The 26644-nt window shown below is 42.2% G+C and carries 30 protein-coding genes and 3 pseudogenes; 14 read left to right on the top strand and 19 right to left on the bottom strand.

Annotation, left to right across the window (positions count from 1 at the left end):
• Positions 1 to 119 precede the first annotated feature (119 nt).
• A complete protein-coding gene (locus K6984_RS03100; RefSeq protein ID WP_221894179.1) occupies positions 120 to 713 on the top strand; it encodes an MlaD/PqiB family protein in 594 nt (197 codons plus the stop codon).
• A gap of 22 nt (positions 714 to 735) precedes the next feature.
• Here the strand turns inward: K6984_RS03100 and gloB are convergent, their stop codons facing one another.
• A complete protein-coding gene (gene gloB / locus K6984_RS03105) occupies positions 736 to 1500 on the bottom strand; it encodes a hydroxyacylglutathione hydrolase (RefSeq protein ID WP_221894180.1) in 765 nt (254 codons plus the stop codon).
• Positions 1501 to 1820: 320 nt separating this feature from the next.
• Between gloB and K6984_RS03110 the strand changes: the two genes are divergently transcribed.
• Entirely contained in the window at positions 1821 to 3119 is a 1299-nt protein-coding gene (locus tag K6984_RS03110) for a transposase (protein WP_221894181.1), read from the top strand.
• Here the strand turns inward: K6984_RS03110 and K6984_RS03115 are convergent.
• Both K6984_RS03115 and K6984_RS03120 read right to left on the bottom strand, forming a co-directional pair.
• Positions 3098 to 4282, bottom strand: a complete 1185-nt coding sequence (locus K6984_RS03115; RefSeq protein ID WP_221894182.1) for a hypothetical protein — start codon at positions 4280 to 4282, stop codon at positions 3098 to 3100. The two genes, K6984_RS03110 and K6984_RS03115, sit on opposite strands and share 22 nt — an antisense overlap.
• A 525-nt stretch (positions 4283 to 4807) precedes the next feature.
• A pseudogene (locus tag K6984_RS03120) lies at positions 4808 to 5020 on the bottom strand (integrase core domain-containing protein); the annotation flags it as partial.
• A 106-nt stretch (positions 5021 to 5126) separates the two neighbouring features.
• Between K6984_RS03120 and K6984_RS03125 the strand changes: the two are divergent.
• A pseudogene (locus K6984_RS03125) lies at positions 5127 to 6084 on the top strand (IS30 family transposase).
• 1 nt (position 6085) lies between these two features.
• Here the strand turns inward: K6984_RS03125 and K6984_RS03130 are convergent.
• Positions 6086 to 6508 (bottom strand): annotated as a pseudogene (locus tag K6984_RS03130) (DDE-type integrase/transposase/recombinase); the annotation flags it as partial.
• Between the two features lie 31 nt (positions 6509 to 6539).
• Between K6984_RS03130 and K6984_RS03135 the strand changes: the two are divergent.
• The gene (locus tag K6984_RS03135) at positions 6540 to 6761 is read left to right on the top strand and encodes a hypothetical protein (protein ID WP_221894184.1); all 222 of its coding nucleotides are present in this window, start codon (positions 6540 to 6542) and stop codon (positions 6759 to 6761) included.
• Positions 6762 to 6796: 35 nt separating this feature from the next.
• Here the strand turns inward: K6984_RS03135 and K6984_RS35955 are convergent, their stop codons facing one another.
• The 10 genes from K6984_RS35955 to K6984_RS03180 form a co-directional block, all read right to left on the bottom strand.
• Positions 6797 to 6976 carry a transposase domain-containing protein gene (locus tag K6984_RS35955; RefSeq protein WP_221894185.1) on the bottom strand — a complete coding sequence of 60 codons (180 nt, stop codon included), beginning with the start codon at positions 6974 to 6976 and terminating at the stop codon, positions 6797 to 6799.
• The gene (gene tnpC, locus K6984_RS03145) at positions 6957 to 7658 is read right to left on the bottom strand and encodes an IS66 family transposase (protein WP_221894186.1); all 702 of its coding nucleotides are present in this window, start codon (positions 7656 to 7658) and stop codon (positions 6957 to 6959) included. Before tnpC ends, K6984_RS35955 begins: the two co-directional genes overlap by 20 nt.
• A gap of 199 nt (positions 7659 to 7857) precedes the next feature.
• Positions 7858 to 7998 (bottom strand): hypothetical protein, encoded by a 141-nt coding sequence (locus K6984_RS03150; RefSeq protein ID WP_221894187.1) that lies wholly within the window; start codon positions 7996 to 7998, stop codon positions 7858 to 7860.
• Between the two features lie 27 nt (positions 7999 to 8025).
• The gene (locus K6984_RS32365) at positions 8026 to 8154 is read right to left on the bottom strand and encodes a hypothetical protein (RefSeq protein WP_263458596.1); all 129 of its coding nucleotides are present in this window, start codon (positions 8152 to 8154) and stop codon (positions 8026 to 8028) included.
• Positions 8103 to 8969 carry an IS66 family transposase gene (locus tag K6984_RS03155; protein WP_221894188.1) on the bottom strand — a complete coding sequence of 289 codons (867 nt, stop codon included), beginning with the start codon at positions 8967 to 8969 and terminating at the stop codon, positions 8103 to 8105. Before K6984_RS03155 ends, K6984_RS32365 begins: the two co-directional genes overlap by 52 nt.
• A gap of 88 nt (positions 8970 to 9057) precedes the next feature.
• Positions 9058 to 9369 carry an IS66 family insertion sequence element accessory protein TnpB gene (gene tnpB, locus K6984_RS03160; protein WP_221894189.1) on the bottom strand — a complete coding sequence of 104 codons (312 nt, stop codon included), beginning with the start codon at positions 9367 to 9369 and terminating at the stop codon, positions 9058 to 9060.
• Between the two features lie 619 nt (positions 9370 to 9988).
• Positions 9989 to 10315: a hypothetical protein gene (locus K6984_RS03165; protein ID WP_221894190.1), complete on the bottom strand. Its 327-nt coding sequence runs from the start codon at positions 10313 to 10315 to the stop codon at positions 9989 to 9991.
• 52 nt (positions 10316 to 10367) lie between these two features.
• The gene (locus K6984_RS03170) at positions 10368 to 10583 is read right to left on the bottom strand and encodes a hypothetical protein (RefSeq protein ID WP_221894177.1); all 216 of its coding nucleotides are present in this window, start codon (positions 10581 to 10583) and stop codon (positions 10368 to 10370) included.
• A 652-nt stretch (positions 10584 to 11235) separates the two neighbouring features.
• Positions 11236 to 11424, bottom strand: a complete 189-nt coding sequence (locus tag K6984_RS03175) for a (2Fe-2S)-binding protein (RefSeq protein ID WP_221894191.1) — start codon at positions 11422 to 11424, stop codon at positions 11236 to 11238.
• A complete protein-coding gene (locus tag K6984_RS03180; protein ID WP_221894192.1) occupies positions 11411 to 11707 on the bottom strand; it encodes a hypothetical protein in 297 nt (98 codons plus the stop codon). Before K6984_RS03180 ends, K6984_RS03175 begins: the two co-directional genes overlap by 14 nt.
• On the opposite strand from K6984_RS03180, the gene K6984_RS35610 reads away from it, so the two are divergent.
• Positions 11664 to 11798 (top strand): hypothetical protein, encoded by a 135-nt coding sequence (locus K6984_RS35610; RefSeq protein ID WP_338024431.1) that lies wholly within the window; start codon positions 11664 to 11666, stop codon positions 11796 to 11798. The two genes, K6984_RS03180 and K6984_RS35610, sit on opposite strands and share 44 nt — an antisense overlap.
• Before the next feature lie 221 nt (positions 11799 to 12019).
• Here K6984_RS35610 and K6984_RS03185 read toward each other — a convergent pair whose 3' ends face one another.
• Positions 12020 to 13192 carry an HPP family protein gene (locus K6984_RS03185; RefSeq protein WP_230987864.1) on the bottom strand — a complete coding sequence of 391 codons (1173 nt, stop codon included), beginning with the start codon at positions 13190 to 13192 and terminating at the stop codon, positions 12020 to 12022.
• A 207-nt stretch (positions 13193 to 13399) separates the two neighbouring features.
• Positions 13400 to 13696: a hypothetical protein gene (locus K6984_RS03190; protein ID WP_221894193.1), complete on the bottom strand. Its 297-nt coding sequence runs from the start codon at positions 13694 to 13696 to the stop codon at positions 13400 to 13402.
• Positions 13697 to 14237: 541 nt separating this feature from the next.
• Between K6984_RS03190 and K6984_RS30500 the strand changes: the two genes are divergently transcribed.
• The gene (locus K6984_RS30500) at positions 14238 to 14666 is read left to right on the top strand and encodes a hypothetical protein (protein ID WP_230987865.1); all 429 of its coding nucleotides are present in this window, start codon (positions 14238 to 14240) and stop codon (positions 14664 to 14666) included.
• Positions 14657 to 15643 carry a transposase gene (locus tag K6984_RS03195; protein ID WP_230987866.1) on the top strand — a complete coding sequence of 329 codons (987 nt, stop codon included), beginning with the start codon at positions 14657 to 14659 and terminating at the stop codon, positions 15641 to 15643. The genes K6984_RS30500 and K6984_RS03195 overlap by 10 nt, the downstream gene beginning before the upstream one ends.
• On the opposite strand, the gene K6984_RS03200 is transcribed toward K6984_RS03195, so the two are convergent.
• Entirely contained in the window at positions 15553 to 15957 is a 405-nt protein-coding gene (locus K6984_RS03200; RefSeq protein ID WP_221894194.1) for a hypothetical protein, read from the bottom strand. The genes K6984_RS03195 and K6984_RS03200 overlap by 91 nt on opposite strands.
• Positions 15958 to 16168: 211 nt before the next feature.
• On the opposite strand from K6984_RS03200, the gene K6984_RS03205 reads away from it, so the two are divergent.
• Complete coding sequence (locus K6984_RS03205) at positions 16169 to 16510, top strand: helix-turn-helix domain-containing protein (RefSeq protein WP_221894195.1); 342 nt, start codon at positions 16169 to 16171, stop codon at positions 16508 to 16510.
• Between the two features lie 41 nt (positions 16511 to 16551).
• On the top strand, positions 16552 to 17424 hold the full coding sequence (locus K6984_RS03210; RefSeq protein ID WP_221894196.1) for a transposase: 873 nt from the start codon (positions 16552 to 16554) through the stop codon (positions 17422 to 17424).
• Between the two features lie 24 nt (positions 17425 to 17448).
• On the opposite strand, the gene K6984_RS03215 is transcribed toward K6984_RS03210, so the two are convergent.
• On the bottom strand, positions 17449 to 18090 hold the full coding sequence (locus K6984_RS03215; RefSeq protein WP_221894197.1) for a hypothetical protein: 642 nt from the start codon (positions 18088 to 18090) through the stop codon (positions 17449 to 17451).
• Here K6984_RS03215 and K6984_RS03220 point away from each other — a divergent pair.
• From K6984_RS03220 to K6984_RS30510, 3 genes are all read left to right on the top strand, one after another.
• Positions 18072 to 18617 (top strand): transposase, encoded by a 546-nt coding sequence (locus K6984_RS03220; protein WP_221894198.1) that lies wholly within the window; start codon positions 18072 to 18074, stop codon positions 18615 to 18617. The two genes, K6984_RS03215 and K6984_RS03220, sit on opposite strands and share 19 nt — an antisense overlap.
• Before the next feature lie 258 nt (positions 18618 to 18875).
• A complete protein-coding gene (locus K6984_RS30505; RefSeq protein WP_230987868.1) occupies positions 18876 to 19541 on the top strand; it encodes a hypothetical protein in 666 nt (221 codons plus the stop codon).
• A gap of 25 nt (positions 19542 to 19566) precedes the next feature.
• Positions 19567 to 20283 (top strand): hypothetical protein, encoded by a 717-nt coding sequence (locus K6984_RS30510; protein WP_230987869.1) that lies wholly within the window; start codon positions 19567 to 19569, stop codon positions 20281 to 20283.
• A 280-nt stretch (positions 20284 to 20563) separates the two neighbouring features.
• Here K6984_RS30510 and K6984_RS03230 read toward each other — a convergent pair whose 3' ends face one another.
• The gene (locus tag K6984_RS03230; RefSeq protein WP_221894199.1) at positions 20564 to 20761 is read right to left on the bottom strand and encodes a hypothetical protein; all 198 of its coding nucleotides are present in this window, start codon (positions 20759 to 20761) and stop codon (positions 20564 to 20566) included.
• Positions 20762 to 21107: 346 nt separating this feature from the next.
• On the opposite strand from K6984_RS03230, the gene K6984_RS03235 reads away from it, so the two are divergent.
• Both K6984_RS03235 and K6984_RS03240 read left to right on the top strand, forming a co-directional pair.
• Positions 21108 to 22721: an MFS transporter gene (locus K6984_RS03235; protein WP_221894200.1), complete on the top strand. Its 1614-nt coding sequence runs from the start codon at positions 21108 to 21110 to the stop codon at positions 22719 to 22721.
• A 151-nt stretch (positions 22722 to 22872) separates the two neighbouring features.
• Positions 22873 to 26643: a nitrate reductase subunit alpha gene (locus K6984_RS03240; protein ID WP_221894201.1), complete on the top strand. Its 3771-nt coding sequence runs from the start codon at positions 22873 to 22875 to the stop codon at positions 26641 to 26643.
• The last annotated feature ends 1 nt before the right edge of the window (position 26644 follow it).

Raw genomic sequence — 26644 nt, forward strand, 5'->3', positions numbered from 1 at the left:
GTGCCTACAGAGTGTCTATTTGCTGTTATAAGTGATTAAAATCAAAAAGATGGAAATATTCGAGTGGTGCTACCTTCAGGTAGGTTATAGGCTGCTTTGTTTAGGTACTTCTTCTTTCAATGGGAACACTGATGCCTTCATCAGCAGTTAAGTTAACCGGTATGAATAAAGAATTTGCCGAATTGCCGACGATTACGTCTAGTGCGCAGGAAGTGCAACAAAATATTACCGATGCGCTTCGAGAGTTTCAAAGTATTGACTTTCAGGAGATATTTTCAGAATTATTAATCACCATTAAAAATATTAAGCAACTGACAGGCTCTGATGAAACCAGGCAATCTATGCATGCTTTATCCGTTTCATTAACAGAATTACAAGGTATTCTTACTGCGTTTAATAAGCACTCAGTGGCGATTGCGGTGAATGCGGAAAAAACCTTGCAGCATAGCAGCAGCGCCATGCAAAAATTGGATAATGCAACTGATCCGTTATTAGATGATATTCAGCAAACTATAGCAAACACCAATCTGACGTTGCTACAGTTTCAAGTGAGTGCCAAAGATGTCGGTGATGTATTCAATAAAGATGCGCAATTACAGAGAAACTTAAATAGTACCTTGATAGAGTTAAGGCGCTCCGCTAAATCGTTGCGCTCACTAGCGGACTATTTAGAAATGCACCCAGAGGCCATTCTGCAGGGGAAAAAACGCTAAAAATTATCTAGATATTTGGATATCAGAAGCGGTTCTTTCTTTCTCGGATTTCGGTAAAAACGGCGAGATCGGTAGCTCCCTGCATTGCCAGAGTTTGTCGAATTTCCAGGCTATCCGCGCGTAAAAACGGGTTCGTCGCAATTTCCTGTTTCAGGGTGGTTGGCACGGTCGGGAGGTTTTTTGCTCTTAGTTGCTTAACATCTACAATCGCTTGCTGCAAAGCTGTGTTGTTCGGTTCGACTGATAGAGCAAATTGGGCATTAGCTGCCGTGTACTCATGAGTGCAGTAGATCTTGGTCTCTGCGGGCAGGGCAGTGAATTTCTTGAGCGATTGCAGCATCTGAGCGGCACTTCCCTCAAACAAACGGCCACAGCCAATTGCAAATAGGGTATCGCCACAGAAAAGGGCATGCGCATCAGGGATGTAAAAAGCAATATGCCCCTGAGTATGCCCAGAACACTCAATCACGTGAATCGAGTGCTTACCAAGTTGCAGCTGTTCGCCTTCAATCACTCCTTGATCAATTCCAGGAATGCGCTGCCGGTCAGTTTCCGAGCCAATGATATGACAGCCAGTCTGCTGTTTTAATACCAGGTTGCCACCGATATGATCTGCATGATGATGGGTATTAAAGATATACTTAAGCGGCCAGTTCTTTTGGTGCAAATAATCCAGTACAGGTTCTGCAACAGCTGGGTCTACCACCGCAGTTTCCCTGGAATACGGGGCATGTATAAGATAAATATAATTATCGTTAAGAACAGGGAGTTGTTGTATTTCTAACATAATAGTTACTCCTTAAATGCTGTGCCAAGATAATAAGGCGTAACTATTATGTCTTGGCGTGATGGAGATATTTACCTCTACTTAATTCATCAGTGTTCCCATTGAAAGAAGAAGTACCTAAACAAAGCAGCCTATAACCTACCTGAAGGTAGCACCACTCGAATATTTCCATATTTTTGATTTTAATCACTTATAACAGCAAATAGACACTCTGTAGGCACCGTAAAAAAACAACAAATAATTTCAAATAAAGCTTGCAATTGCCGAAAAAATTCTTCTAAAAATTTCCGTTTTAATCAGCTCATAAACGGATATCACCCATGCTTAAAGACCTACCACTCTCTGAACATATTCACCAACACTGCAATGAAAGTATGGAACGTGCCCTGTTAGCAGAGCGTCATCCTTTGTGGGCTCGTTCATGCCCAGAGTTGAAGGATATCGACTTTATTCGCCTTGGGTTATTACGCTGTATCAGTGTAGTCGATAGTGGTCGCCATTTCCTCCAAACCAATGAACAGATTTATGGCCAGCTGCTTCCCCACTCAACGTATTTTAAATCACTGAAGTCGCATAGACGAACAAGTATGCTTGAGGCATTTGAACAGCAGAGCTATCATCTTCACGCTGAAACACTGCTATCGCAAGGCATTGATTATCTTAAAGCATTCCCGGAACTTGACGAATACACCATAGAAGCAGCGGATGGACATTTTATTGATCATGCCTGCCATACTGAAAAAAACAGCAAGGGGAAAGTTTATGCGGCCGAGGGGATTTACGCGTTGAATCTCAGAAGTGGGTTGCTCAGATTTCTTTGTCTGGTGACAAACGGAACTCAGAGACATCAAGAAATACCTGTGTTACGAGATCATATTGAAAAGCAAAACAAGGGAAATAACAGCTCTCAGAAACATCTCTATGTCTACGATAAAGCCGTCACCGACTTTGTCTGGTGGGATCGGCAGAAACGACATGCTAATTACATGATTTCAATGCTAAAAGAAAATTCAATTGCGACTCTGGTTGAGTCTATCCCTTTTGACTCCCGCCATGAGATCAATACAGGGGTTGAAGCATACAGTGTGTACGAAAACAAGGGCATCAAATTTAACGTGGTGGATTACCGTGATCCAGAAACCGGAAAACTTCACCGGTTTGTGACAACCTTGCCAATGACTATTAACCCTGGAACCATTGCCATGCTGTATTTCAAGCGATGGACGATTGAAAAGACATTCAATAACACTAAAAGTAATTTCAAGGAAACTAAAGCTTGGTCTTCCAATACCCGCTCACTTGAAAATCAAATGCGCCTGACTGCAATGAGCTATAATTTAATGCGCGTGTTTGAAGAGATTTCAAAAACACAACAGCCAGAATTGATTCATCCATCGGATAAAAAATATAGCGAGGCTCTGGAGATAAGGCAACAACAGGCTCAAAAACGAGATCGTTTTGTGAATCCATCATTTTTCCAGGCAAGAATATCTCGTATCAGCTCGTATACCATTCGGGCAGTTCAAAACGCAATAATAACAGGAATGTCTTTACAGTGCTTTATGAGCTCTCTTGTGGCGAGGTTAGTTTCACGGCCTCAATTGATAGGGGAACACTGATGACTTTTGAACTGTTTTTTAAACAGGACTAACAAGCGGTTCTGGTTTTCTTTGCTTATTAATTGTACAAGCATCCCGAGAAATAACAGGAAAATAAGCTCTTGATAGCCTATGACACTGGTATTGCCATTACTGCCTAGGTAGTCCTGAAAGAATTTAATGTGTAAGCCGTCACCTGACGCTAAAAGATAAAGCGTTCCGGCGATACTATACAGTGCATACATTAAATTCCAGTGCATGGATATTGCGACGATACAGATTGCCAGGTATTGGTTGGCTACAGCCGATGAGAAAATGACTAATACAATGGTATATAAATATAAACTCTCCAGCGGTTTTTTGCTGCGAAAAAATAAGCCTAGCAATAATAAAGTGCTTATAAATAATATAAATATGGGTATTTTGTCGATAATGACTTCTGGGGCGATACCATGCCAGAAAGGCGCATTGGCAAAGCCGCGATAAAGAAAAACATGGTTGATGATGCCAGCTGTTCCTTTCGGTATAAAAGCTAAAAAACTGGCTAAAAATACTGTGTAAGGAATGCTTATGGTTAATAATTTATCCCGCCAGCGGGTGTTTTTAATTGCTAACCAGAAGGGAAATAGAAACAGTAGATGTTTTATCGTCAGGCATACCCCAAGCAAGATTAACCCGAACAGTGATCTATAGGAAATAGCGTTACTTTCATTATCCAGAGTCTTAATGCTAATTAAAGCCATCAGTATAGCCAGGTTATCAAACTGGCTGTGATAGCCGGTGATCATTATTGAAATCGGGTTTAAGAAAAACAGCGTGGCTACTTTTAGCCCATACCAGCGATAGAGACAGACGGCAATGGCTATGTCGGTTAGACTTAAAAATGAGCTGACTTTCCAGCGCAGGCTCAGCAATGGGTCGCTTATCGGAAAGGGCAATGTGTCCAGGAATGACAAGATATAAAACCAGATTGGCCCATAATTATAACGCTGGGTTTCTGCATAGACATTACCTCCATCAGCCATGATATCAGCAACAATTCTGTAGGACACGATATCGAAGTTATAGCCTCTTTGTGCAATGGCCAGGCGGATAAGGGTGCCAGCAATAATAACTAATATAAACCACCCAAAGGGGGTGGATTTATTGTTCAGTAAAGAGTCTTTAGTTAGTGTGTTGCTCATGTTTTGAGTGAGTTAACTGGGAGTTGGTTAAAGCCGCTATAGGGATGCTTATAAAGGGTAGTATACCAGTGTAAAATAATAATCTTACTGGGTTTGAAGTGACTTTTTTTGTTGTCAATGCGGTATAGATGAAATCAAATGAGCAAAAATAGGGCAACTCAGCTATGATGAATGTAAGCATAAGCATAAGCAGATATATAACGAGAATCAATTATGAAGCCCAAAAAAATCAGTTATTTAGATGGCATAATTACAATAGATACTGATCTCTGTAATGGCAAACCAACAATTCGAGGAAAAAGAATAATATAATACTCCCCCATTGTCCAGACCAATTTATTAAATAGTTAAGATAGCTCTTCCCTTTTTATATTAATAATTTGTTATTATTGCGCCGCAGGCGTTTTGATACTACTCTTTGCCGACTGCGGTGAAATGTGGTCAAAGGGTGAATTAGTGTGGGTAAGTTCGTGGGAAACGGCTTTATCGTTTTCCATCAGCTTATCCACACGTTCCGTAGGAAGTTCACGCTTTGTCCACATGGAGTCCGCCTGCAGGGACTCTCACGTATAGACCGTTTTTTTTATAATAAACCTCCGCTGGCGTTCGATAGTCCAAGGACTGATGAATTCGCCTGTGATTGTAAAATTCAAAATAGTCTTTCAGCCCTAAATATGCTTCATTCACTGTCTGAAAGTCATTCAGATAGACCTTTTCATATTTCCTGAATTCGTATAATAAGTGCATAACCCTCTGCAAGTATTGGCTAGACTAACACCTGTTGAATTAAGACAAGACATAGGTGTAAAGTAAACAGCTACCAAACAATTTACAGAGGCTACAAATGAGCTATACACACCTATGTCCTGAAGAAAGATATTATATAGAAATTGAATTAAAAAAGGGAACTTCACAGAATAAAATAGCAGAAGCCTTAGAACGAAGCCAAAGCAATATTTCACGCGAGATTAAACGCAATACAGGTCAAAGAGGCTACAGGCATAAACAAGCCTAAAGAGGTTAAATTAACGGATGAAATAAAAGGCATTGTTAATGTTCGCATTGAGGATGACTGGAGTCCTGAGCAGATTGCAGGGCGGTTAAAACAAGAGGGTATAATTAGTCTTCATCATGAAACAATCTACCAGCATATTCTGGCGGACAAAAAGGCAGGGGGTGAACTATACAAGCATCTTCGGCATCAGAACAAAACCTATCGCAAGCGGTATGGGTCAGCCCATAATAGGACAGGAATCCCTAATAGAGTCGATATAGATGAGCGTCCTGAAGAGGTCAACAACCGTGAGCGTATAGGTGATTGGGAGGCAGATACAATCATTGGGAAAAATCACAAAGGGGCGATTGTAACGTTGGATGAGCGAGTCTCTAAATTACGGTTGGCCTTCCCTTTAGCGGGGAAAAAGGCTCAATATGTATTAGACGCAACTATTTTAATGCTTGATCCTATAAAAAGCTTTGTTAAAACAATTACTTTTTATAACGGGAAAGAGTTTACCCTGCATGAAAAAATAGCAGAAGCACTAGGTTGTGATACGTATTTTTCGACTCCCTACAGCTCTTGGGAAAGAGGGCAAAATGAGAATGCTAATGGCTTATTAAGACAGTATTTCCCTAAAGTAATGGAGTTGATTGATGTTACGATAAAAGAGGTTTTTATAGCCGTTGATAAGCTAAATAGTCGCCCTAAAAAGTGTCTCAATTACAAAACACCTTATGAGGTATTTGAAGAGCTGACTGGGATAGATATGAAGAATTTATTGGGTTATGTACTTATGACTTGAATTCAGGTTTGACTGATCGCCACAATCGTTCAACAAAAATATTATCCAATGCGCGGCCTCTGCCATCCATGCTAACACGGATTCCTTTCTCCAATAAGGGCCCTGTAAATCGATTCGTTGTGAATTGACTTCCCTGGTCCGTATTAAAGATTTCACACTGTGATGAACTTAGTGTTTCATTAAGGGCTGCTATGCAAAAGTCTGCGTCCATTGTCGTACTTAACGCCCAATTAAGTACATATCGGCTATGCCAGTCAATAATGGCCATCAGATAGACAAAACCATGCTTCATGCGGATGTAGGTAATATCCGTACTCCAGGCCTGATTGCATCGCTCGATCTGCAGGTTTCTCAGTAAATAAGGATAGATCTTATGCTCTGAGTTGCCCTGACTTAGTCTTGGCTTTGGATATACCGCTTCCAGCCAGTGAGGTAGTAATGACGAAGCGGCTTTTGTGCGTAGTCGTTGCGGACGCAGGGCGTTCAGGGCATCTCCCATACGCTGCGTAGGTGAACGAATTATGGCGACAGGAGTCCCGGAATTTCGTGAGGTAGCATGGCGCGCCTGTTTCAGTTGCCCTATCTGCTTGTACAGATCGTCAACTAAAGCCTGCTGGTCATTATCCTGTTGTTTCCTTTTAGTCGAGAATGCTTCAGGAATAACCTCTAATACGTAAGCGTCAATTCTCTCCACCTAGACAAGCTACCCCAATTACTTTAGAGGCTTAATTTTTTCAATCAAGTTCCAGGGCAAAAACTGATCCAGTGCTTCTGGTTCATAATGCCTACCCAGCTTGGGTAGTTCAGTTAATAGGTATTTCAGGTAATCAAAAGGTTGCAGGTTATTAGCAATGGCTGTTTGCACAAGACTACTAAAGTAGTGCGCTGGCATTTGCACCGCGTGGTGTCTGGTTAAACAGCCAGTTTTTACGTCCAATCACAAACGGTTTGATATGCCGTTCAGCTGCATTATTATCAATTTGTATATTACCGTCATCAATATAGCGGATCAAGCTACCCCACTGGTTAATAGTGTAACGAATGGCTTTACCTATTGCGCTGTCCTTTGCTGTCTTGGTAAGGTTGTTATCGCACCACTGCTTTAACTCTTCCAGTAAAGGTTTGCTTTTTTCCTGGCGCTGTAAATAACGTTGCTCTATCGTCAGGTCTTTGCTCTGTTTTTCAAGTGCATACAGTCGGGCAAACTTACGTAATGCGGTTTGAGCCAGCCCCATTTTATTCTTGCGACTCTCTTTAGGGAGGGCTTTTAGCGCTTCATCGAATTTACGCCGCGCATGTGCCATACACCCCGCGAGGATACAATCATCTGATGCCAGTGCATGATAGCCTGCATAGCCATCTACTTGCAAGTGACCTGAAAAGGCCCGCAAGAAGCTTTCAGCATGCGCTCCTGCCCGCGTTGACTGATAATCATGCAAAACGATCGGGTGCTCGGATTCATGCCCACCACTCTGATAGAGCCACATATAGGATTTCGATTTCGTCTCTCGACCATCCCGAATCACATTTAACCCATCTTCGTCACTATTGATGATGTAGTTGTTATAAATCAATTGGTTGAAATTTTAAAAAGTAGCCAGTTGGCACTACAGATTTTGTGTTTTTGTATAAAACGTTGGATTTTTTAGAGTATTTTTGTCGCATGTAAATTACACTCAAATAATGATGATTTTTTTGACAAAAGTCAATGAATTTATCGACAAAAATAATATAAATGGCACTACAAAACTTTCAAAAAAAACACCATTGATTTTAAAGAGAATTTTTCGACCGCTGAAAATCAGGGAAACGGAGCCTAAGCGAAGTGATGATTTTTAGTCCGCGATAGCCGTAGGGCCGTTGTTTTGTCGGAGTCTGAGCGTTAGCGAAGGTGGAGACAAAATAAAAGGCCATCCGACACGGCGTCAAGTCATTTGGAGCCTATGTTCCGACCCCTTGTTGGGTCGGGACGAGGTGACGAGGACGAATCGGGGCCGCCGGAGGCATAAGTGGTCGCGTTAAGTTTTTGCTGCTTGCTTGGGCTGGGATGCCCAAAACAAGCTTTCGCAAAAATAGCGACTCCCCGAAAAAAATCGCTTAAACCGATGAATCAATGGCTTAGAAAGATGAAAGTGACGAAGATGGGTTAAGGTTGTTTCATCGGCCTGGAGGATCTTCTGTAGAATCAGCAGAGCATGCAGTCGATCATAAAAGGGCTGGAGCAATTCAGCGGACTTTAATACCCAGTTAGATAGCGTGGCACGAGAAAGGTCAACACTTAAGCGCTTGAAAATGGTTTCCTGCCGGTAAAGTGGCAGGCTATCCATGAACTTGGCGACAATAATGTAAGCTAATAAACTTGCCGAGGCAAAACTACGAGGAATGGGCTGTGCGGGTTTTGGTGCACTGATAATGCCATTTTCACAGGCGCGGGAGCCATACTTGATCTGTATATGTTCAATGACTTTGATCTGGTCAGGAATGATTTCTAACTGCTCTGACTTGTCTTCGCCAGCCTCATGCAATGCATGACCGCAGGCACAAGCACGCTCTGCTTCGGGTAATTCATAACGGATAACTTCGCGCGGGATATCTCTGGATAATGGCTTGAGGCCTGGCTTTTTACGCTGATAGCTTAGGGTTTCTTCAGGGTCGGAATCATCCTGCTTTAAGCTATCAAGAATGGACTCCGCTTCATTAACCAACTCCATTTGACCCGGACATTTCTCACTGGAGGCGCCAAAACGCTTATGTTGCAACAGACGAGACTGCTCCTCATGCCATGTCAGTTTTTCCTGTAATTGATCCACTGTCGACTGATAGTCCAGCACCATTTTGTGCAGTACATTCGTCTCGTCTGGCAGTGTTTCAGGAAGTGATTTCATGGTGTTTATTATACCGCAAAACAGGGTTAAATAATCATTTAACTGGCTCTTTTATTAGATATTTTCCACGTAAAATAACGGCAACAAATCAATTATTTATTAAGCCAGAAATAGCGGTATGAGCTTGCGCTTGCCGATAGGATAACCAGTGTAATTCACGTAAGGTTAATGATAACGGATGTTCGTTTAACTCGGTTGGCCACTGAAACTTCCCCTTATCCAGGCGCCGATAATAAAGCCAGAACCCATTACACTCCCAATAGAGTATTTTCAGTTTATCGCGAGAGCGGTTACAAAAGACAAAAATACTTCCGGCAAAGGGATCATGGCCAAACTGTTCCGAAACAATCAGTGACAGACCATTGATAGATTTACGCATATCAGTAACGCCGGTCGCCAAAAACACTTGATTAACAACAAGTCCGTTTATCATGAGATAGACCTAACCAGTTTCAGAAGCGGCTTTAATGATGCAAGTTCTGTACTGGCACAAATTTCCAGACTGAAGCCATTAGAATGAGTCACTTTGATAACTGATGAATCAGCAGGTACGCCTGATCCGTTCAACATGTCCTCTGCAACCAGTGTTACCGGAACCAATTGCTTGGCTTGTAACACTGGTGGAGCGAGCGAACTGAATTGCTTCTTAACCTAGCTGTTATTAAAGCGTCAGGTTATTTTACATATTATTATTTACTAATGTTCTGTGCGAGTAAAAATGAGAACCCAGCTAAGTTTATGCTGAAAATGTGAAGCGCATCACATTTTTTCAAGGTGCGTGTTTTTTATCTTTTTACTGCCTCCAACAAGGCTGGAACTGTAGCGCTAAGTCTATTAATACAAACTGAAGTTTCCCAATAATTATTTATGGTAAAATTGAAACTATGCTACAACTATATGAAAAAAACAGTCTTTTCATTCGTTTCAAATGCTATTGTCTAAGGGGAATTAAGTAGGGGTTTGCTATAAACATGGCAAAACCACCTAAAATAAACCTCGATACACCAGCATTGTGTATTTCAGCTACTCAATAATTGGGAAACTTCAGCTTCAGTAATGCCATAACGTTTTAAAATTAAGACCACACTCACCCGTAGCAACCAGTCCCAGGGTATACTTGCTTTACGAAACACCCAGGATAATGCGGCTACTTTGAAATCTCCAAGGCTTGCTCGCTCAAACTTAGCCCAGCAAACAGAGTTCATTAGCAGTATGCACGTTAAACAAGCGCCCAACCAAGCGGCTTGAATCCGTGTCAAAGCCGCTCCGGGTTTTAGCTGATTGAGCGCATCATTTAAATCGTCAATATAGCTTTGGATAAAGGTGGCTGGGGCATTCATTAACATGGGCTTACACCGATAAAATTACAACAACCTCAGAATACCTGATTTTACCTTCTCAATCGCTGAAAATCATGGAAACGGAGCTTAGCGAAGTGGTGATTTTTAGTCCCTGATAGGCGACAGGGCAATTCGCTGATTCGACGTGTGCTAGCAGCACGCGAGAGGAGCAAGAATTGTATTCCGAATAGCCGTCCAGCCAGTGAGGTAGTAATGACGAAGCGGCTTTTGTGCGTAGTCGTTGCGGACGCAGGGCGTTCAGGGCATCTCCCATCCGCTGCGTAGGTGAACGAATTATGGCGACAGGAGTCCCGGAATTTCGTGAGGTAGCATGGCGCGCCTGATCAAAAACTTGAACATCGAGTTACAGTGCTTTATGAGCTCTCTTGTGGCGAGGTTAGTTTCACGGCCTCAATTGATAGGGGAACACTGATGTATATTTATGCAAGAGTAGTATCCACTATAAATTATAGGGGGTTCTTTTTTTATTTTCTCGGCAAGTTGTGGGATGGGCAGTTGATGATTATATGCGAACATCATTATGTATCAGATGTTGTATTGCGTCACTCAGATAAAGGGGGCCAATATGCAAGCTATGAGTATCGTCAATACTTGGATATCATGCAGATGCAGCAGAGAATGAGTCGAAAAGGCAACTGTAGGGACAATGGGCGCTAACAGAGCGCTTTTTCCGCAGTCTTGAGGATGAGGATAGATTACAACTACTTTAGAACCAAAGAAGTAGCAACCAATGGCATTATTGACGTGTGGCTTTTTATAACGGCAAACGTACGCACTCAAAACTAGCTTATCAATCAACATTACAATTTGAGCGAGTAGTTATAGGGAAGCGTCTTAAAAAAGTGTCCGGTTTTGTTGACCATTACAAGTATGACCGGGCCTGAACTTGCACATATGACTACTTTCTATTTGTCTAATAATTCCTGTATTAAGATATCACAGGAGCCGCAGCCAGTATTTGCTCCGGTGGCGGATTCGATTTTATCTAATGTATCTACGCCTTTGGCAATCAATTGCTCAATTTTTTCCTTGCTGGTTCCAGTGCAGGTGCAAATAACGGTTTCTTTTGGCCTGGAACTGTTATCTGTATTCATTAGAAAGTCTCATTGCTGTTTTCACGTAGTGGGTATTAATCTTTCTGAAGCAGGGTATATAGACGCCGCCATCGCTGAAAATCATGGAAACGGAGCTTAGCGAAGTGGTGATTTTTAGTCCCTGATAGGCGACAGGGCAATTCGCTGATTCGACGTGTGCTAGCAGCACGCGAGAGGAGCAAGAATTGCATTCCGAATAGCCGTCCAGCCAGTGAGGTAGTAATGACGAAGCGGCTTTTGTGCGTAGTCGTTGCGGACGCAGGGCGTTCAGGGCATCTCCCATCCGCTGCGTAGATGAACGAATTATGGCGACAGGAGTCCCGGAATTTCGTGAGGTAGCATGGCGCGCCTGTCTTGCTCCAGGCTATTATTAGGAGTACTGGTATCAGCTCGTTTATACCAATACTCGGCATTATCCAGGTCGCCCTCTACCCGGTGTAAATAGCCATGAATCAAACAAGCCATCGTATCTGAATAAGGCTGGATTTTCCGGTGTGCGGCATCCCAGTTCCCCTGCTTTGCCGTGTCTAATACTGCCAGGTAATCTAAGTTCATCTTTAGCTTTATTTGTAAGTTATAGTTACCGAATATACTATCAGCTACTGATAGACTGAGCTAGTCCCTGGTGATAGAGGGCGGCGACCAGATTTGCCTGATAAACCATGCCGACCAGCCGGTGCTGATCATTAATAATAGGAATTTGGCGGTGTCCCTGTAAGGTCATTAATGGAATCAGTTCTACGATATGAGCTGTTTCAGCCAAGGTAACCACCGTCCGGCTCATGATATGTCCTACAGCCTCAGGTTTACTGGTTTTAATATGGGCGGTGCGACGAATAAAACTGCGTAATTGTTCTTGCAGGTTATCATATGCGTTTAAATTGATATATTTAAAAAAATCATGTTGGGTAATAATACCTATAACACGGTTCACGCTATCCACAACCGGGATGACTTTGGTTTTTTCTGTTTGCATTATTTGCCAGGCATCTTCTACTTCTGTGCCATATTCAACTGTACAGATATCACGCTCCATGATATCAGCACAGATTATATTCCCTCGCACACGTTTAAAGGTATTCATTTCAGTATTGCTCAGTAGATGGCTTAGTTTGGTAGCAGTGATATCGACAAAACTGTCAGAATTCTGTAATGCCTGTTCAATATCCTTAGTAGAAATACCTATTTTATGGCGCGCGGTTTGTGCAGTGTGGTTCTGCTTTGTTGTGTTTGCCTCTGTTGCAAATGCGCTGGGGTAGTCTCGATTTAATACCCAGCGATTGATAATAATCGCGAGCAGTACCATCAATCCAACATTAATACCTACCGGTATTAGTAGAAACGAATAGCCCAGTTCGCTAATGTTCTCACTCATAACAGGAGCCAGCGCTGTTGCTGTAGCAGGGGGATGCAAGCAGCGTAATAACAACATAAGCAGAACTGAACCACCCACAGCTGCAGCAGCAGATGAAGCTGTTTCGCTTATATAAAGAGCAATGCTCATACCAACAAATGCTGAACATACTTGCCCGCTGAAAACAGGCCAGGGTTGCGCCAGGGGGCTGTCAGGAATGAAAAATAAAATGACGGCGGTTGCCCCCATTGAAGCAACAAGTATTGGTGAGTTAGGCAGGGCAGCGAGAGATTGGGTAGTGAGGGCAACAAAAAAAATAGCACAGAAACAGGCAAGCATAGAGAGAATTTTTGCTTTCAGGTTAAGCTGTACTGGGTCAACAGTAAGTGCCTGGATTAAAAGTATTAATTTCATTATTAGCTTACTTAAATTAGGGTGATGCTATAAATAAAGCTAGTTTTGCGCGATAAAGCAAGTGTTGTCAATAAAATTATTTACGGGATTTAATTAATTCAGGGAACGCCTGGAATTAATTTCTGAGCATATTCTTAAATAGTTCAAGAATAGATGCAGTATAAAAGCCCGGTAACAACCATGTTACCGGGCTTTGGGTGAGGAGGACTAGTCGGCTATGGGTAAGCCGCTAGGAACTTTATTAGGTGCTCTAGAGCGCATATCTACACTGGATGGGTCAGTTAAGGCATTCAGAAAATCAAGTAAATAACTGATTTTTTTGGGGCTTAAGTTGACAGGAGTAATATCTATGGCAGCTTCGAGTTCAGCACGGCTACCATTATCATTATGAACATTAAAGTCTAAGGGACTTAGGCTTTCACTATAGGGTAGGCGAGCCTGAGTAGTGTCATAATTATTAAGGTTGGTTGCTGGATTCAGGTGATGTTGTACCATTGCCTCCAAAGTGTCATAAGCTCCATCATGCCCCCATGGTCCTGTTAGCGCAACATTTCTCTAAGTAGGTGTACGGAATCTGTAACGATATGCACTATCACCTGTTACTTGTTCTCGTCCAAAGTCATCACGATTCTCAAACCCATCTCCTTTTCCCGGGCCGATTTGTGGAATACCCAAAGCATGAAAATCATGGTTTGTTTATAAGCTGAAGTTTCCCAATAATTATTTATGGTAAAATTGAAACTATGCTACAACTATATGAAAAAAACAGTCTTTTCATTCGTTTCAAATGCTATTGCCTAAGGGGAATTAAGTAGGGGTTTGCTATAAACATGGCAAAACCACCTAAAATAAACCTCGATACACCAGCATTGTGTATTTCAGCTACTCAATAATTGGGAAACTTCTCGTTTTTTGAGCATCAGTGTTCCCATTGAAAGAAGAAGTACCTAAACAAAGCAGCCTATAACTCGATGTTCAAGTTTTTGATATTGAGAAGGTAAAATCAGGTATTCTGAGGTTGTTGTAATTTTATCGGTGTAAGCCCATGTTAATGAATGCCCCAGCCACCTTTATCCAAAGCTATATTGACGATTTAAATGATGAGCTCAATCAGCTAAAACCCGGAGCCGCTTTGACACGGATTCAAGCCGCTTGGTTGGGCACTTGTTTAACGTGCATACTGCTAATGAACTCTGTTTGCTGGGCTAAGTTTGAGCGAGCAAGCCTTGGAGATTGCAAGGTAGCCGCATTATCCTGGGTGTTTCGTAAAGCAAGTATACCCTGGGACTGGTTGCTACGGGTGAGTGTGGTCTTAATTTTAAAACGTTATGGCATTACTGAAGGTGTGTTGGCCTTTGATGAATCAGACCGAGCACGATCTAAGTCTACAAAACGTATTTATAAGGTTTACAAGCAGAAACACAAAGGCTCCGGCGGGTATGTTAATGGACAAACGATATATTATTGCTGCTAGTTACCTCATCCATTACAGTGCCTGTCGGTTTTTTCTTTTATATGCCGGATCCAGCCTTAAAGCAGTGGGATAAAGAAGATAAACGGTTGAAAAAGAGCGGTATAGCAAAAAAAGATCGGCCTATTAAGCCTGAACGTGACAGTGCCTACCCGACCAAAACAGAGATTGCATTAGGCTTATTAAAAGAGTTTAAAGTTGCGCATAGCCTGATTAAAATTAAAGGCGTACTGGCTGATGCGCTTTATGGTGAAAAAGCCTTTATGGACGAAGCCGCTAAAGAATCTGGAGGCTCGCAGGTGATTAGCCAATTACGTAAAAACCAAAATATTGAATATAGAGGTAGAATAAGGTCAGTCGAGAGCTACTTTAATTCGATTAACAAAGGCATTGATCAGATAATACGTGTACGTGGCGGCAAAGAGATTAAAGTGACTGTCAGCAGTGCACGATTAAAGGTGAGTTCACACAGTAAAAAACGCTTTGTCATTGCCTTAAAATATGACGGTGAAAACGACTATCGCTATTTAGTGGCGACAGACCTGACTTGGCGCACACAAGATATTATTCAAGCCTATACGTTGAGATGGCTGATTGAGGTTTTCTTTGAGGACTGGAAGCTTTATGAAGGATGGGGGCGTGAGGCCAAACAATTAGATGAAGAGGGATCAAGCCGTGGCCTGATTCTGAGTCTTTTGTTTGACCATTGCCTTCTCCTTCACCCAGAGCAAATAGCCCGCATTGAAAGCAAACTACCTGCGTATACCGTAGGAAGCTTACAGCGCAAGTCTCAAATGGATGTACTGCTTGAGTTCATCACGTCATTGCTAGAGTTTCCAGATCCTGGTGATAAGCTGAAAGAGTTAGGTGAATTAATAAAGGATGTGTTTCAACTGATGCCATCAGGAAAACATATGATTGGCAGAGATTTAGGGCGCTTAGAGCCAACACCATCATTAAAGTATTGTTCTGCTGGGTGAAGGTAAGAGTTTGATGGCAATGGGATGGAAAAACTTGAACATCGAGTTTTAGTGTTATTGAATGTCTTTTCAATCGTCCATCGTTTGAAATATAGCATGGCAATGGCTCCAGGGTTAATAGTCATTGGCAAGGTTGTCACAAACCGGTGAAGTTTTCCGGTTTCTGGATCACGGTAATCCACCACGTTAAATTTGATGCCCTTGTTTTCGTACACACTGTATGCTTCAACTCCTGTATTGATCTCATGCTGGGAGTCAAAAGGGATAGACTCAACCAGAGTCGCAATTGAATTTTCTTTTAGCATTGAAATCATGTAATTAGCATGTCGTTTCTGCCGATCCCACCAGACAAAGTCGGTGACGGCTTTATCGTAGACATATAGACTTTCAGAAAATTAATTTCCGAACAAACAAAAACGACAGAGGGGAAACTGGCTTATAATTTTCGTCCCAACACTAACGGAAACAGTCAAAAATGGTATCCCTCACTTTTTCAAAGTCAATTGTAGACCGACTAAGAAAAATATGGCGACAGCTCTCAAGCTAAGTAATATTTGTTTATATCGATTAACTCAAGCTCTACTCTGGTTCAGTGAATGCATGGGAATCAAAGAAACAGCACGCCTAATGGGAGTCTGTGAAAAAACCATTATAAATTGGCTGAAAACATTCATGGATAAAGGTGTCGGTTGGTTAATAGGGCAACACTATCAAGGACGTGGTCGGAAGTCAAAGTTAACTAAAGACCAGAAAAATAAATTGGTTGAGTTGATAAAGAAAGGCCCAGAAGACAATGGATTTCATTGTGGAATATGGAATACTGCGATGATTGCCGAGCTTATTTGGTTAAAACTTGAAGTTCGTTAAAACTTGAAGTTCGTTATAACTTGAACTATTTATCAAGCCTAATGAAAAAACTGGGCTTCAGTTATCAAAAAGCTCGTTGTGTGACTGATCGCCAAGAAGAAGAAAAGTACGAGCTTGAAAGAAAAACGTGGCTGGAAGAAACATTGCCTGCCATTATGGAAAAGGCGGTAGAAGAAAAGAGTGTCGTTTTATTCGGTGATGAGGTGTCATTTGCTATGTGGGGTTCATTGGCACGAACCTGGGCTCCAATAGGAGAGCAACCCACAGTGAAAACATCAGGGATTCGAAAAGGGTTGAAAATGTTTGGTACGATCGAACTCGAAGGAGGGAGTTTTCAATACCGAGAATCATTGGCTTATGAGATAAAACCAAAGTCACTTAGACTTTTAAAAGAAGCTGGGCTGCCTCAAGAATTTTTAGCTATTCTTAAAAGCTTAAAAAATGAGAAATATCCAACACAGAAGCTTTTTATGGAAGCGATATATTCTATTGCCGACAACGTCTTAATCGAGAGTTATAAGCCAATGATATTACAACACGCTGAAACATCTGGGCGTTTTAATGGTGAAAGCTATGTTGAGTTTTTAACACAATTGCTGGCTTATTATAAAGGCAAGATTATTCTAATTGAAGATGGTGCCCCGTATCATGGAAGCGGTGTTATTAAGGAATTTAAGTTAGCTAATGTAGATCGTTTGACAGTAGAATGTCTCCCTGCGTTCTCGCCGGATTTTAATCCGATTGAGAAATTATGGAAAAATACGAAACGCGATTCGACTCATATGAAGTATTTTAAAACTTTTGAAGATCTTCATGATTCAGTTGTGCAAACTTTTAACACTTATATGCATGATGCCAGTAAAGTGATTTGTGTTATGCAAAAATTGCGGGAAGATTTCGTTGTTACCGCCTAAGTTTAAGCGCTCCAAATTTGGAAATTATTTATCTGAGAAACTATAGAGATGTTTCTGAGAGCTGTTATTTCCCTTGTTTTGCTTCTCAATATGATCTCGTAACACAGGTATTTCTTGATGCCTCTGAGTTCCGTTTGTCACCAGACAAAGAAATCTGAGCAACCCACTCCTGAGATTCAACGCGTAAATCCCCCCGGCCGCATAAACTTTCCCCTTGCTGTTTTTTTCAGTATGGCAGTCATGATCAATAAAATGTCCATCCGCTGCTTCTATGGTGTATTCGTCAAGTTCCGGGAATGCTTTAAGATAATCAATGCCTTGCGATAGCAGTGTTTCAGAGTGAAGATGATAGCTCTGCTGTTCAAATGCCTCAAGCATACTTGTTCGTCTATGCGACTTCAGTGATTTAAAATACGTTGAGTGGGGAAGCAGCTGGCCATAAATCTGTTCATTGGTTTGGAGGAAATGGCTACCACTATCGACTACACTGATACAGCGTAATAACCCAAGGCGAATAAAGTCGATATCCTTCAACTCTGGGCATGAACGAGCCCACAAAGGATGACGCTCTGCTAACAGGGCACGTTCCATACTTTCATTGCAGTGTTGGTGAATACCCCCCCGTGTCAGGATAGTTTTCGCCTTATTTGAAAAATAATAACTCAAACAAGGGGCGGAAAAATAAAACCATGACAACTCAATACCCAAAAGAAAGAAAAGATGCCATCATTAACAAAATGCTTCCCCCCTTAAATATGAGCGTACCTGAATTAGCTAAGGCCGAAAATATTCCTTACGGAACGCTGTATACGTGGAAGCAAACTTATGTTGATAAGAAGTGCAAAAACACTAAAAACACAAGCCATTCTCCTATGCAGTGGACAGCCGAGAGAAAATTATCAGCCATTATAGAAACAAGTACCCTGAGCGAGCAAGAGTGTAATGAATATTGTCGTACACATGGGCTTTATAAAGCTGAACTTGAGTCCTGGAAGACCCATTTTATTAAAGGATCAGAGCAAAACGTGACGCAAGAAAAAACAGATAAAAACGTATTAAAACAATTACGTAGTGAAAACAAAAAATTAAAGAAAGAGCTTAATCGCAAAGAGAAAGCACTTGCAGAAACAGCGGCCTTATTGGTGCTTAGAAAAAAGCTGGATGCGCTCTGGGAGGAAAACGAGGACGCTTAATTCCTCACTCAGAGCGCGTAAATTATGTCACATGGATCAATGAAGCCATTGGACAAGGTGCCAGAAAGGGCAAAGCCTGTGATATTGTTGGTATCAGCATTCGTACCTTACAAAACTGGCAAGTTAACGGAGGAGTAGAGGCCGATAGAAGGTCGGATGCCATACGCCCATCTCCTAATACTCGATGTTCAAGTTTTTGATATTGAGAAGGTAAAATCAGGTATTCTGAGGTTGTTGTAATTTTATCGGTGTAAGCCCATGTTAATGAATGCCCCAGCCACCTTTATCCAAAGCTATATTGACGATTTAAATGATGCGCTCAATCAGCTAAAACCCGGAGCCGCTTTGACACGGATTCAAGCGGCTTGGTTGGGCACTTGTTTAACGGGCATACTGCTAATGAACTCTGTTTGCTGGGCTAAGTTTGAGCGAGCAAGCCTTGGAGATTGCAAAGTAGCCGCATTATCCTGGGTGTTTCGTAAAGCAAGTATACCCTGGGGCTGGTTGCTACGGGTGAGTGTGGTCTTAATTTTAAAACGTTATGGCATTACTGAAGGTGTGTTGGCCTTTGATGAATCAGACCGAGCACGATCTAAGTCTACAAAACGTATTTATAAGGTTTACAAGCAGAAACACAAAGGCTCCGGCGGGTATGTTAATGGACAAACGATAGTATTATTGCTGCTAGTTACCTCATCCATTACAGTGCCTGTCGGTTTTTTCTTTTATATGCCGGATCCAGCCTTAAAGCAGTGGGATAAAGAAGATAAACGGTTGAAAAAGAGCGGTATAGCAAAAAAAGATCGGCCTATTAAGCCTGAACGTGACAGTGCCTACCCGACCAAAACAGAGATTGCATTAGGCTTATTAAAAGAGTTTAAAGTTGCGCATAGCCTGATTAAAATTAAAGGCGTACTGGCTTGATGCGCTGTATGGTGAAAAAGCCTTTATGGACGAAGCCGCTAAAGAATCTGGAGGCTCGCAGGTGATTAGCCAATTACGTAAAAACCAAAATATTGAATATAGAGGTAGAATAAGGTCAGTCGAGAGCTACTTTAATTCGATTAACAAAGGCATTGATCAGATAATACGCGTACGTGGCGGCAAAGAGATTAAAGTGACTGTCAGCAGTGCACGATTAAAGGTGAGTTCTCACAGTAAAAAACGCTTTGTCATTGCCTTAAAATATGACGGTGAAAACGACTATCGCTATTTAGTGGCGACAGACCTGACTTGGCGCACACAAGATATTATTCAAGCCTATACGTTGAGATGGCTGATTGATGTTTTCTTTGAGGACTGGAAGCTTTATGAAGGATGGGGGCGTGAGGCCAAACAATTAGATGAAGAGGGATCAAGCCGTGGCCTGATTCTGAGTCTTTTGTTTGACCATTGCCTTCTCCTTCACCCAGAGCAAATAGCCCGCATTGAAAGCAAACTACCTGCGTATACCGTAGGAAGCTTACAGCGCAAGTCTCAAATGGATGTACTGCTTGAGTTCATCACGTCATTGCTAGAGTTTCCAGATCCTGGTGATAAGCTGAAAGAGTTAGGTGAATTAATAAAGGATGTGTTTCAACTGATGCCATCAGGAAAACATATGATTGGCAGAGATTTAGGGCGCTTAGAGCCAACACCATCATTAAAGTATTGTTCTGCTGGGTGAAGGTAAGAGTTTGATGGCAATGGGCTGGAAAAACTTGAACATCGAGTGATAGAAGTCTTTTTTAGAAAGAGCTTCAGGGCTTTCTGCATGAATGGCTGGGCTGATCAATGTGATCAGGAATAATACTGAATACAGCAAGCATATAACAGGTTAACTGGGGTGATCTTGTGCGTTACGATTTGTTATGTAGAGTAAAAGCTTTATGAAGATGTTCGAGAGTGGCAATGTGAAATGATAAAGATAAGGTAAAAATAGTTGGAAAATACCTCAAAACTGACATCTAAGAGCAAGCAGTGGTCCGGCAATTGTTTACTATTATGAAATAATGACAATAGAATAATTCTATCGCTGTCAGCCCCGGACGGGCTGATAGTCTCCAGAAGGCGCAGGGAAATTTGCCAATCCGAAGTGCGCGATAGCGCGCGAGGGAGGCTAAAATTTTATCCCGAATAGCCGTAGAGCCATTTGTGGTAGCCATGACTGAGCTGCTTTGTGCTCAGTCTGTGGCGGACGCAGGGCGGCTGGAGCATCTCCTATTCGCTGCGTAGGTGAACGAATTACGGCGACAGGAGTCCCGGAATTTCGTGAGGTAGCATGGCGCGCCTGATTAAAAGTAATGCTTTATTAGTCAGAGAAAAAACCTTACAAATTATGCTGATGCAAAAGTATCGTGTCAATACGACCTTAAAAACCTAGTAGTTCACTAGGTTATGATTATATTTATCAGTATGTTATGTTATCTTAATTACTAATAAATAGGGGTTTTAATTTTGAAAAGGAGTAGAATTAGAAAACTATTATTTAACCCTTGTTGTGGAGTCTATATGGCGGATTTAAAAAAATGGGATGTAGAAGACCCTGAGTTTTGGGAGGCTGAAGGCAGGTATATTGCTAACCGAAATTTATGGATTTCGATCCCTAGTTTATTGTGTGGTTTTGCTATCTGGTTGTACTGGGGCATCATCACAGTACAGATGCTTAATCTCGGTTTTCCTTTTGAAAAGTCTGAGCTATTTACGCTAATGGCGATTGCGGGTTTAACAGGGGCAACGCTAAGAATTCCGAGTAGTTTTTTTATTCGTTTATGTGGTGGGCGAAATACCATCTTTTTTACTACCGCGCTATTAATGATTCCGGCACTAGGTACAGGGCTTGCTTTACGCGATCAAAGTACACCGTTCTGGGTATTTCAGGTGCTGGCTTTATTATCAGGCTTTGGTGGTGGGAATTTTGCCTCTTCCATGTCTAACATCAGCTTTTTCTTTCCCAAGAAAGTGCAGGGACTGGCATTAGGGTTAAATGCAGGGCTGGGTAATTTTGGTGTGACCAGCATGCAAATCTTGATCCCACTGTCTATGACTTTTGGAATATTTGGTTCATGGGGTGGGGATCCCATGATTCTCCAAACTGCCTCGGGTACACTGATAGGTAAGATTCCTGCAGGAACTGAAACCTATATACAAAATGCGGGTTTTATCTGGTTGCTATTTTTGATCCCGCTCGCTTTTCTAGGCTGGTTTGGTATGAATAATATCCGTACAGAAGAAGTTTCGCCTATAGAAAGAGGGCCGTTTCTTAGCTTTAGTATCATCACTGGTATGCTGGGCATCAGTTTTATCAGTGCCGTGTTTGGTTTATGGCTAATCTTGCCTGAATCTGTGCATGGCTCTGGTTTTCACGTGCCTAAAGAAATTGCGTTATTTATTGTTATTGCTTTAACCGTTTCTTTATTAAAAATCATTCCCGGACAAATAGGCGAGAGCCTTGGTAGACAATATCAGATTTTTGATAATAAACACACCTGGGTGATGAGTATTATCTATACCATGACTTTTGGCTCTTTTATTGGTTTTGCAGCCTGTTTTCCACTAGCCATTAAAGTTATTTTTGGCTATCAGCATGTGATGGTGGATGGTGTAATGACGCATGACCTGGCTAACCCCAATGGACCGAGCGCATTAATGTATGCCTGGACAGGTGCTTTTATTGGTGCATTAATTCGACCAGTAGGTGGAATGATTGCCGACAAGTTTGGCGGTGCCTGGGTGACGCATATTTGTTCGTTTGTGATGGTGATTAGTGCGGGTGGGGTGGCTTATTATATGAAAGCTGCATACAACTCTGCGACACCAGAAGAATATTTTGTGCCTTTCTTGCTTATCTTCCTGGTTCTATTCGCCGCGACTGGCATCGGCAATGGCTCAACGTTTAGAACGATTGCCATGGTTTTTCCAAAAGAACAGGTCGGTCCTGTTTTAGGCTGGACTTCTGCAGTGGCGGCGTATGGCGCTTTTTATATCCCCAAGGTGTTCGGTGAGCAGATAAAAGCGACTACGCCAGAAGTCGCGCTAATGGGATTTGCAGCATTTTATGTAGTCTGCATTATGATCAATTGGTGGTTTTATTTGCGCAAGGATGGTGAGTTCTACAACCCCTAACGGTTTATTGGCACATAAGATGCTTGTTTATTGCAATGCTCAAGAGTGCCGTATTTATTACTAAATATTGTCCAAGTTGGTGCTTTTAAGCTTTTGTTGCACTAAACTATAGCAGTCATTATTGCTGTTTTAAACACTAGGAGAAATATCGATGAGTCATTTTTTAGACCGTCTCAACTTTTTCAAGAAAGTACAAAGTAAGTTTTCCGGGGGTCATGGCATTGTGACCAACGAAGATCGCCAATGGGAAGATGGTTATCGCAACCGCTGGCGCTATGATAAAGTCGTACGCTCCACGCATGGGGTTAACTGTACCGGTAGCTGCTCATGGAATATTCATGTTAAAAATGGTCTGGTTGCATTTGAAATGCAGGCAACGGATTATCCACGCACGCGCCCGGATATGCCAAACCACGAACCACGTGGTTGTCCACGTGGAGCAAGTTTTTCCTGGTATTTATACAGCCCTTTACGGGTGAAGCATCCGTTAATTCGTGAGCGTTTAGTCTCTTTATATAGAGAAGAGCGTGTGTCAGGTAAAGATCCTGTAGAGGCTTGGGGTGCGATTCAAGAGGGTTCTGAAAAACGTAAAAAGTATACTGCAGTCCGTGGCTTAGGTGGCTTTGTCCGTGTTGACTGGGAAGAAGTAGCAGAAATTATTGCAGCCTCAAATGTCTATACGGCTAAAACCCATGGTCCTGACAGAATAGCGGGGTTCTCACCGATTCCTGCCATGTCGATGATTAGTTATGCTGCAGGGAGTCGCTATTTATCATTAATTGGTGGCGCTTGTTTATCTTTCTATGACTGGTACTGCGATTTACCGCCTGCATCCCCACAAACCTGGGGTGAACAAACGGATGTACCTGAATCAGCTGACTGGTATAACTCAACCTATATAGTTGTTGCAGGCTCTAACTTGCCGATGACACGAACACCTGATGCGCATTTTTACTCAGAAGTACGCTATAAAGGTGCAAAGGTTGTTGCTATTTCACCTGATTATGCAGAATACGTTAAATTTGCTGATTTATGGATGCCGGCTAAACAAGGCACTGATGCAGCTGTATTCCTGGCAATGGGGCATGTAGCTTTAAAAGAATTCTTCATTGATAATCAAGACGCTTATTTTGAGGAGTATGCTCGTACCTATACTGATATGCCTATGCTGGTTATATTGGATGAATATCAAGGCTCTTATGTTAATGGTCGTTTTTTGCGTGCGGCTGACTTTGATGATTCGCTAGGCGAGAAAAATAACCCGGACTGGAAAACCGTAGTTATTGATGAAAAAACGGGCGATATTATCGCACCTAATGGATCTATTGGTTTCCGCTGGGGTGAAGAAGGAAAATGGAATTTAGTGCCTAAAAAAGGCCGCAGAAATACTAAAGCACGCCTGAGTCTGATTTTTGATAAAGACGATGTAGTGGAAGTGTTAATGCCTGATTTTCAAACAGGTGTTGATGTGCCTATGCGTCGCAATGTTCCAGTTAGAAAGGTCACGCTAGAAGGTAAAGAGGTTCTGGTGACTACTGTATTTGACCTGCAATTGGCGCAATATGGCCTGGATCGAGGTTTAGGCGGTGATATAGCTTCGGGCTATGATGATGCCAGTATTCCAAATACGCCTGCCTGGGCAGAAAAAATCACCGGTGTAAAGCAAGCCGATATTATTCGCAGTGGTCGTGAGTTTGCTGATAATGCGTCTAAGACCATGGGTAAATCCATGGTTATTCTGGGCGCTGGGCTTAACCATTGGTATCACAACGATATGCATTATCGTGCGATTATGAATTTATTGCATATATGTGGTTGTATCGGTCAAAGTGGTGGTGGCTGGTGTCATTATGTGGGGCAGGAAAAACTCCGTCCACAAGCAGGTTGGGCACCAGTTGCTTTTGCACTGGACTGGCAAAAACCACCGCGCCACATGAACGGTACAACATATTTCTATTTCCATACCGATCAGTGGCGTTATGAAAAAATTGAAGCAGATTCCTTGTTGGCATCCACTGCACAGGCTAATTACAAAGGTCATAACCTGGCGGATTACAATGTTGTTTCACAGCGCTTAGGCTGGTTGCCATCTGCACCTCACTTTAACAAAAATCCGATGGAGATTGTTAAAGATGCGGAAGCATCCGGTGCGACAGATGAAAAGGATGTTGCTGACTATATAGTTAAGCAGCTTAAATCAGGCGATCTCAAGTTTGCGGCAGAAGATATAGATGCACCTGAAAATCATCCACGTAATTTATTTGTCTGGCGTGCGAATTTGATAGGTTGTAGTGCTAAAGGGCATGAATATTTTCTTAAGCATTTGCTAGGCGCCCAAAATGGTGTGATGCAGGATGTGCTTCCAGAAGCGAAGGGTGCGGAAATAAAGTGGCATAAAGATGCGCCAATTGCCAAGCTGGATTTAATGGTGGATATTAACTTCCGCTTGAATTCAACCGGCGCGTATTCGGATATTGTTTTACCGACAGCAACCTGGTACGAGAAAAATGATCTGAATACCACCGATATGCACCCTTTTATCCACCCGTTAACACAGGCTGTTGACCCAGGTTGGGAGTCACGTTCGGATTGGCAGATCTTTAAAACGATTGCAAAGTCATTTTCAGTACTTGCTGAGAAGCATTTAGGCGTGCAGAAAGATGTGGTAGCTTTACCTCTTCTACACGACACGTCAGCTGAGCTTGCTCAGGCTATGGATGTTAAAGACTGGAAACGAGGTGAGTGTGAGCCTATTCCGGGTAAGACAATGCCAGTGTTAAAAGTGGTTGAACGTGATTTTGCCAATACCTATAAAAAGTACACTGCATTAGGACCTTTATTGCCTAAGCAAGGTAACAATATTAAAGGGATCGATTGGGATACTGAAAAAGAATATGAGCATCTAAAAGAAATTAATTACACCATTAAAGAGGAAGGAATTTCTAAAGGCATGCCTTCTTTAGAAGATGATATTAGTGTGTGTGAGACGATACTATCTCTGGCACCAGAAACCAATGGTGAAGTGGCAGTTAGATCCTGGAAAGCACTCAGTACTAAAACCGGTGTTGACCATACTCATCTGGCATTGCCGCGTGAAGATGACAAAATCACTTTCCGTGATATTAAAGCACAGCCACGCAAGATTATTACTGCGCCAACCTGGAGTGGTATTGAATCGGAAAAAGTCAGCTATAACGCTTGCTACACGAATATCCATGAGCATATCCCATTCCGTACCTTAACGGGGCGTGCACAGTTTTATCAGGATCATCAGTGGATGCGTGATTTTGGTGAGGCATTTTGCACCTACAAACCTGCAGTGGACATGCTAACGCTGAAAGAAATGCTGGAAAAAGTAGGTGATAAACCACATTTAAAGCTGAACTGGATTACGCCGCATGGTAAATGGGGGATTCATAGTACCTATCATGATAACCATCGTATGTTAACGCTGTCGCGTGGTGGGCCGCACCTGTGGATTTCTGAAACCGATGCTGAAAAAGCAGGGATAGATGATAATGACTGGGTAGAAGCGCTGAATATCAATGGTGCAACCATTGCCAGAGCGGTCGTTAGTCAACGTATTCCTGATGGTATGGCGATGATGTATCATGCTCAGGAAAAGAATGTTAATGTGCCTGGTTCGAATACTACAGGTAAACGCGGTGGTATTTTAAACAGTGTGACGCGTGTCACCGTAAAACCAACGCATATGATTGGTGGCTATGCCCAGCTTAGCTATGGCTTTAACTATTACGGAACTGTCGGTTCGCAGCGTGATGAATATGTTATCTTGCATAAAATTGAAAACCAGGATATTCAGTGGCTGGAAGAGCCACTAACAGCAGCTAAAGAAAAACAGCTGAATCCTGAAGGCGTACATCAAGCAGAATATGCTTGCACAGACGAGTCGGAGAAATAAA

Origin of the sequence: Bathymodiolus japonicus methanotrophic gill symbiont (genome assembly GCF_019721995.1) — a bacterium.
Taxonomy (GTDB): domain Bacteria; phylum Pseudomonadota; class Gammaproteobacteria; order Methylococcales; family Methylomonadaceae; genus Methyloprofundus.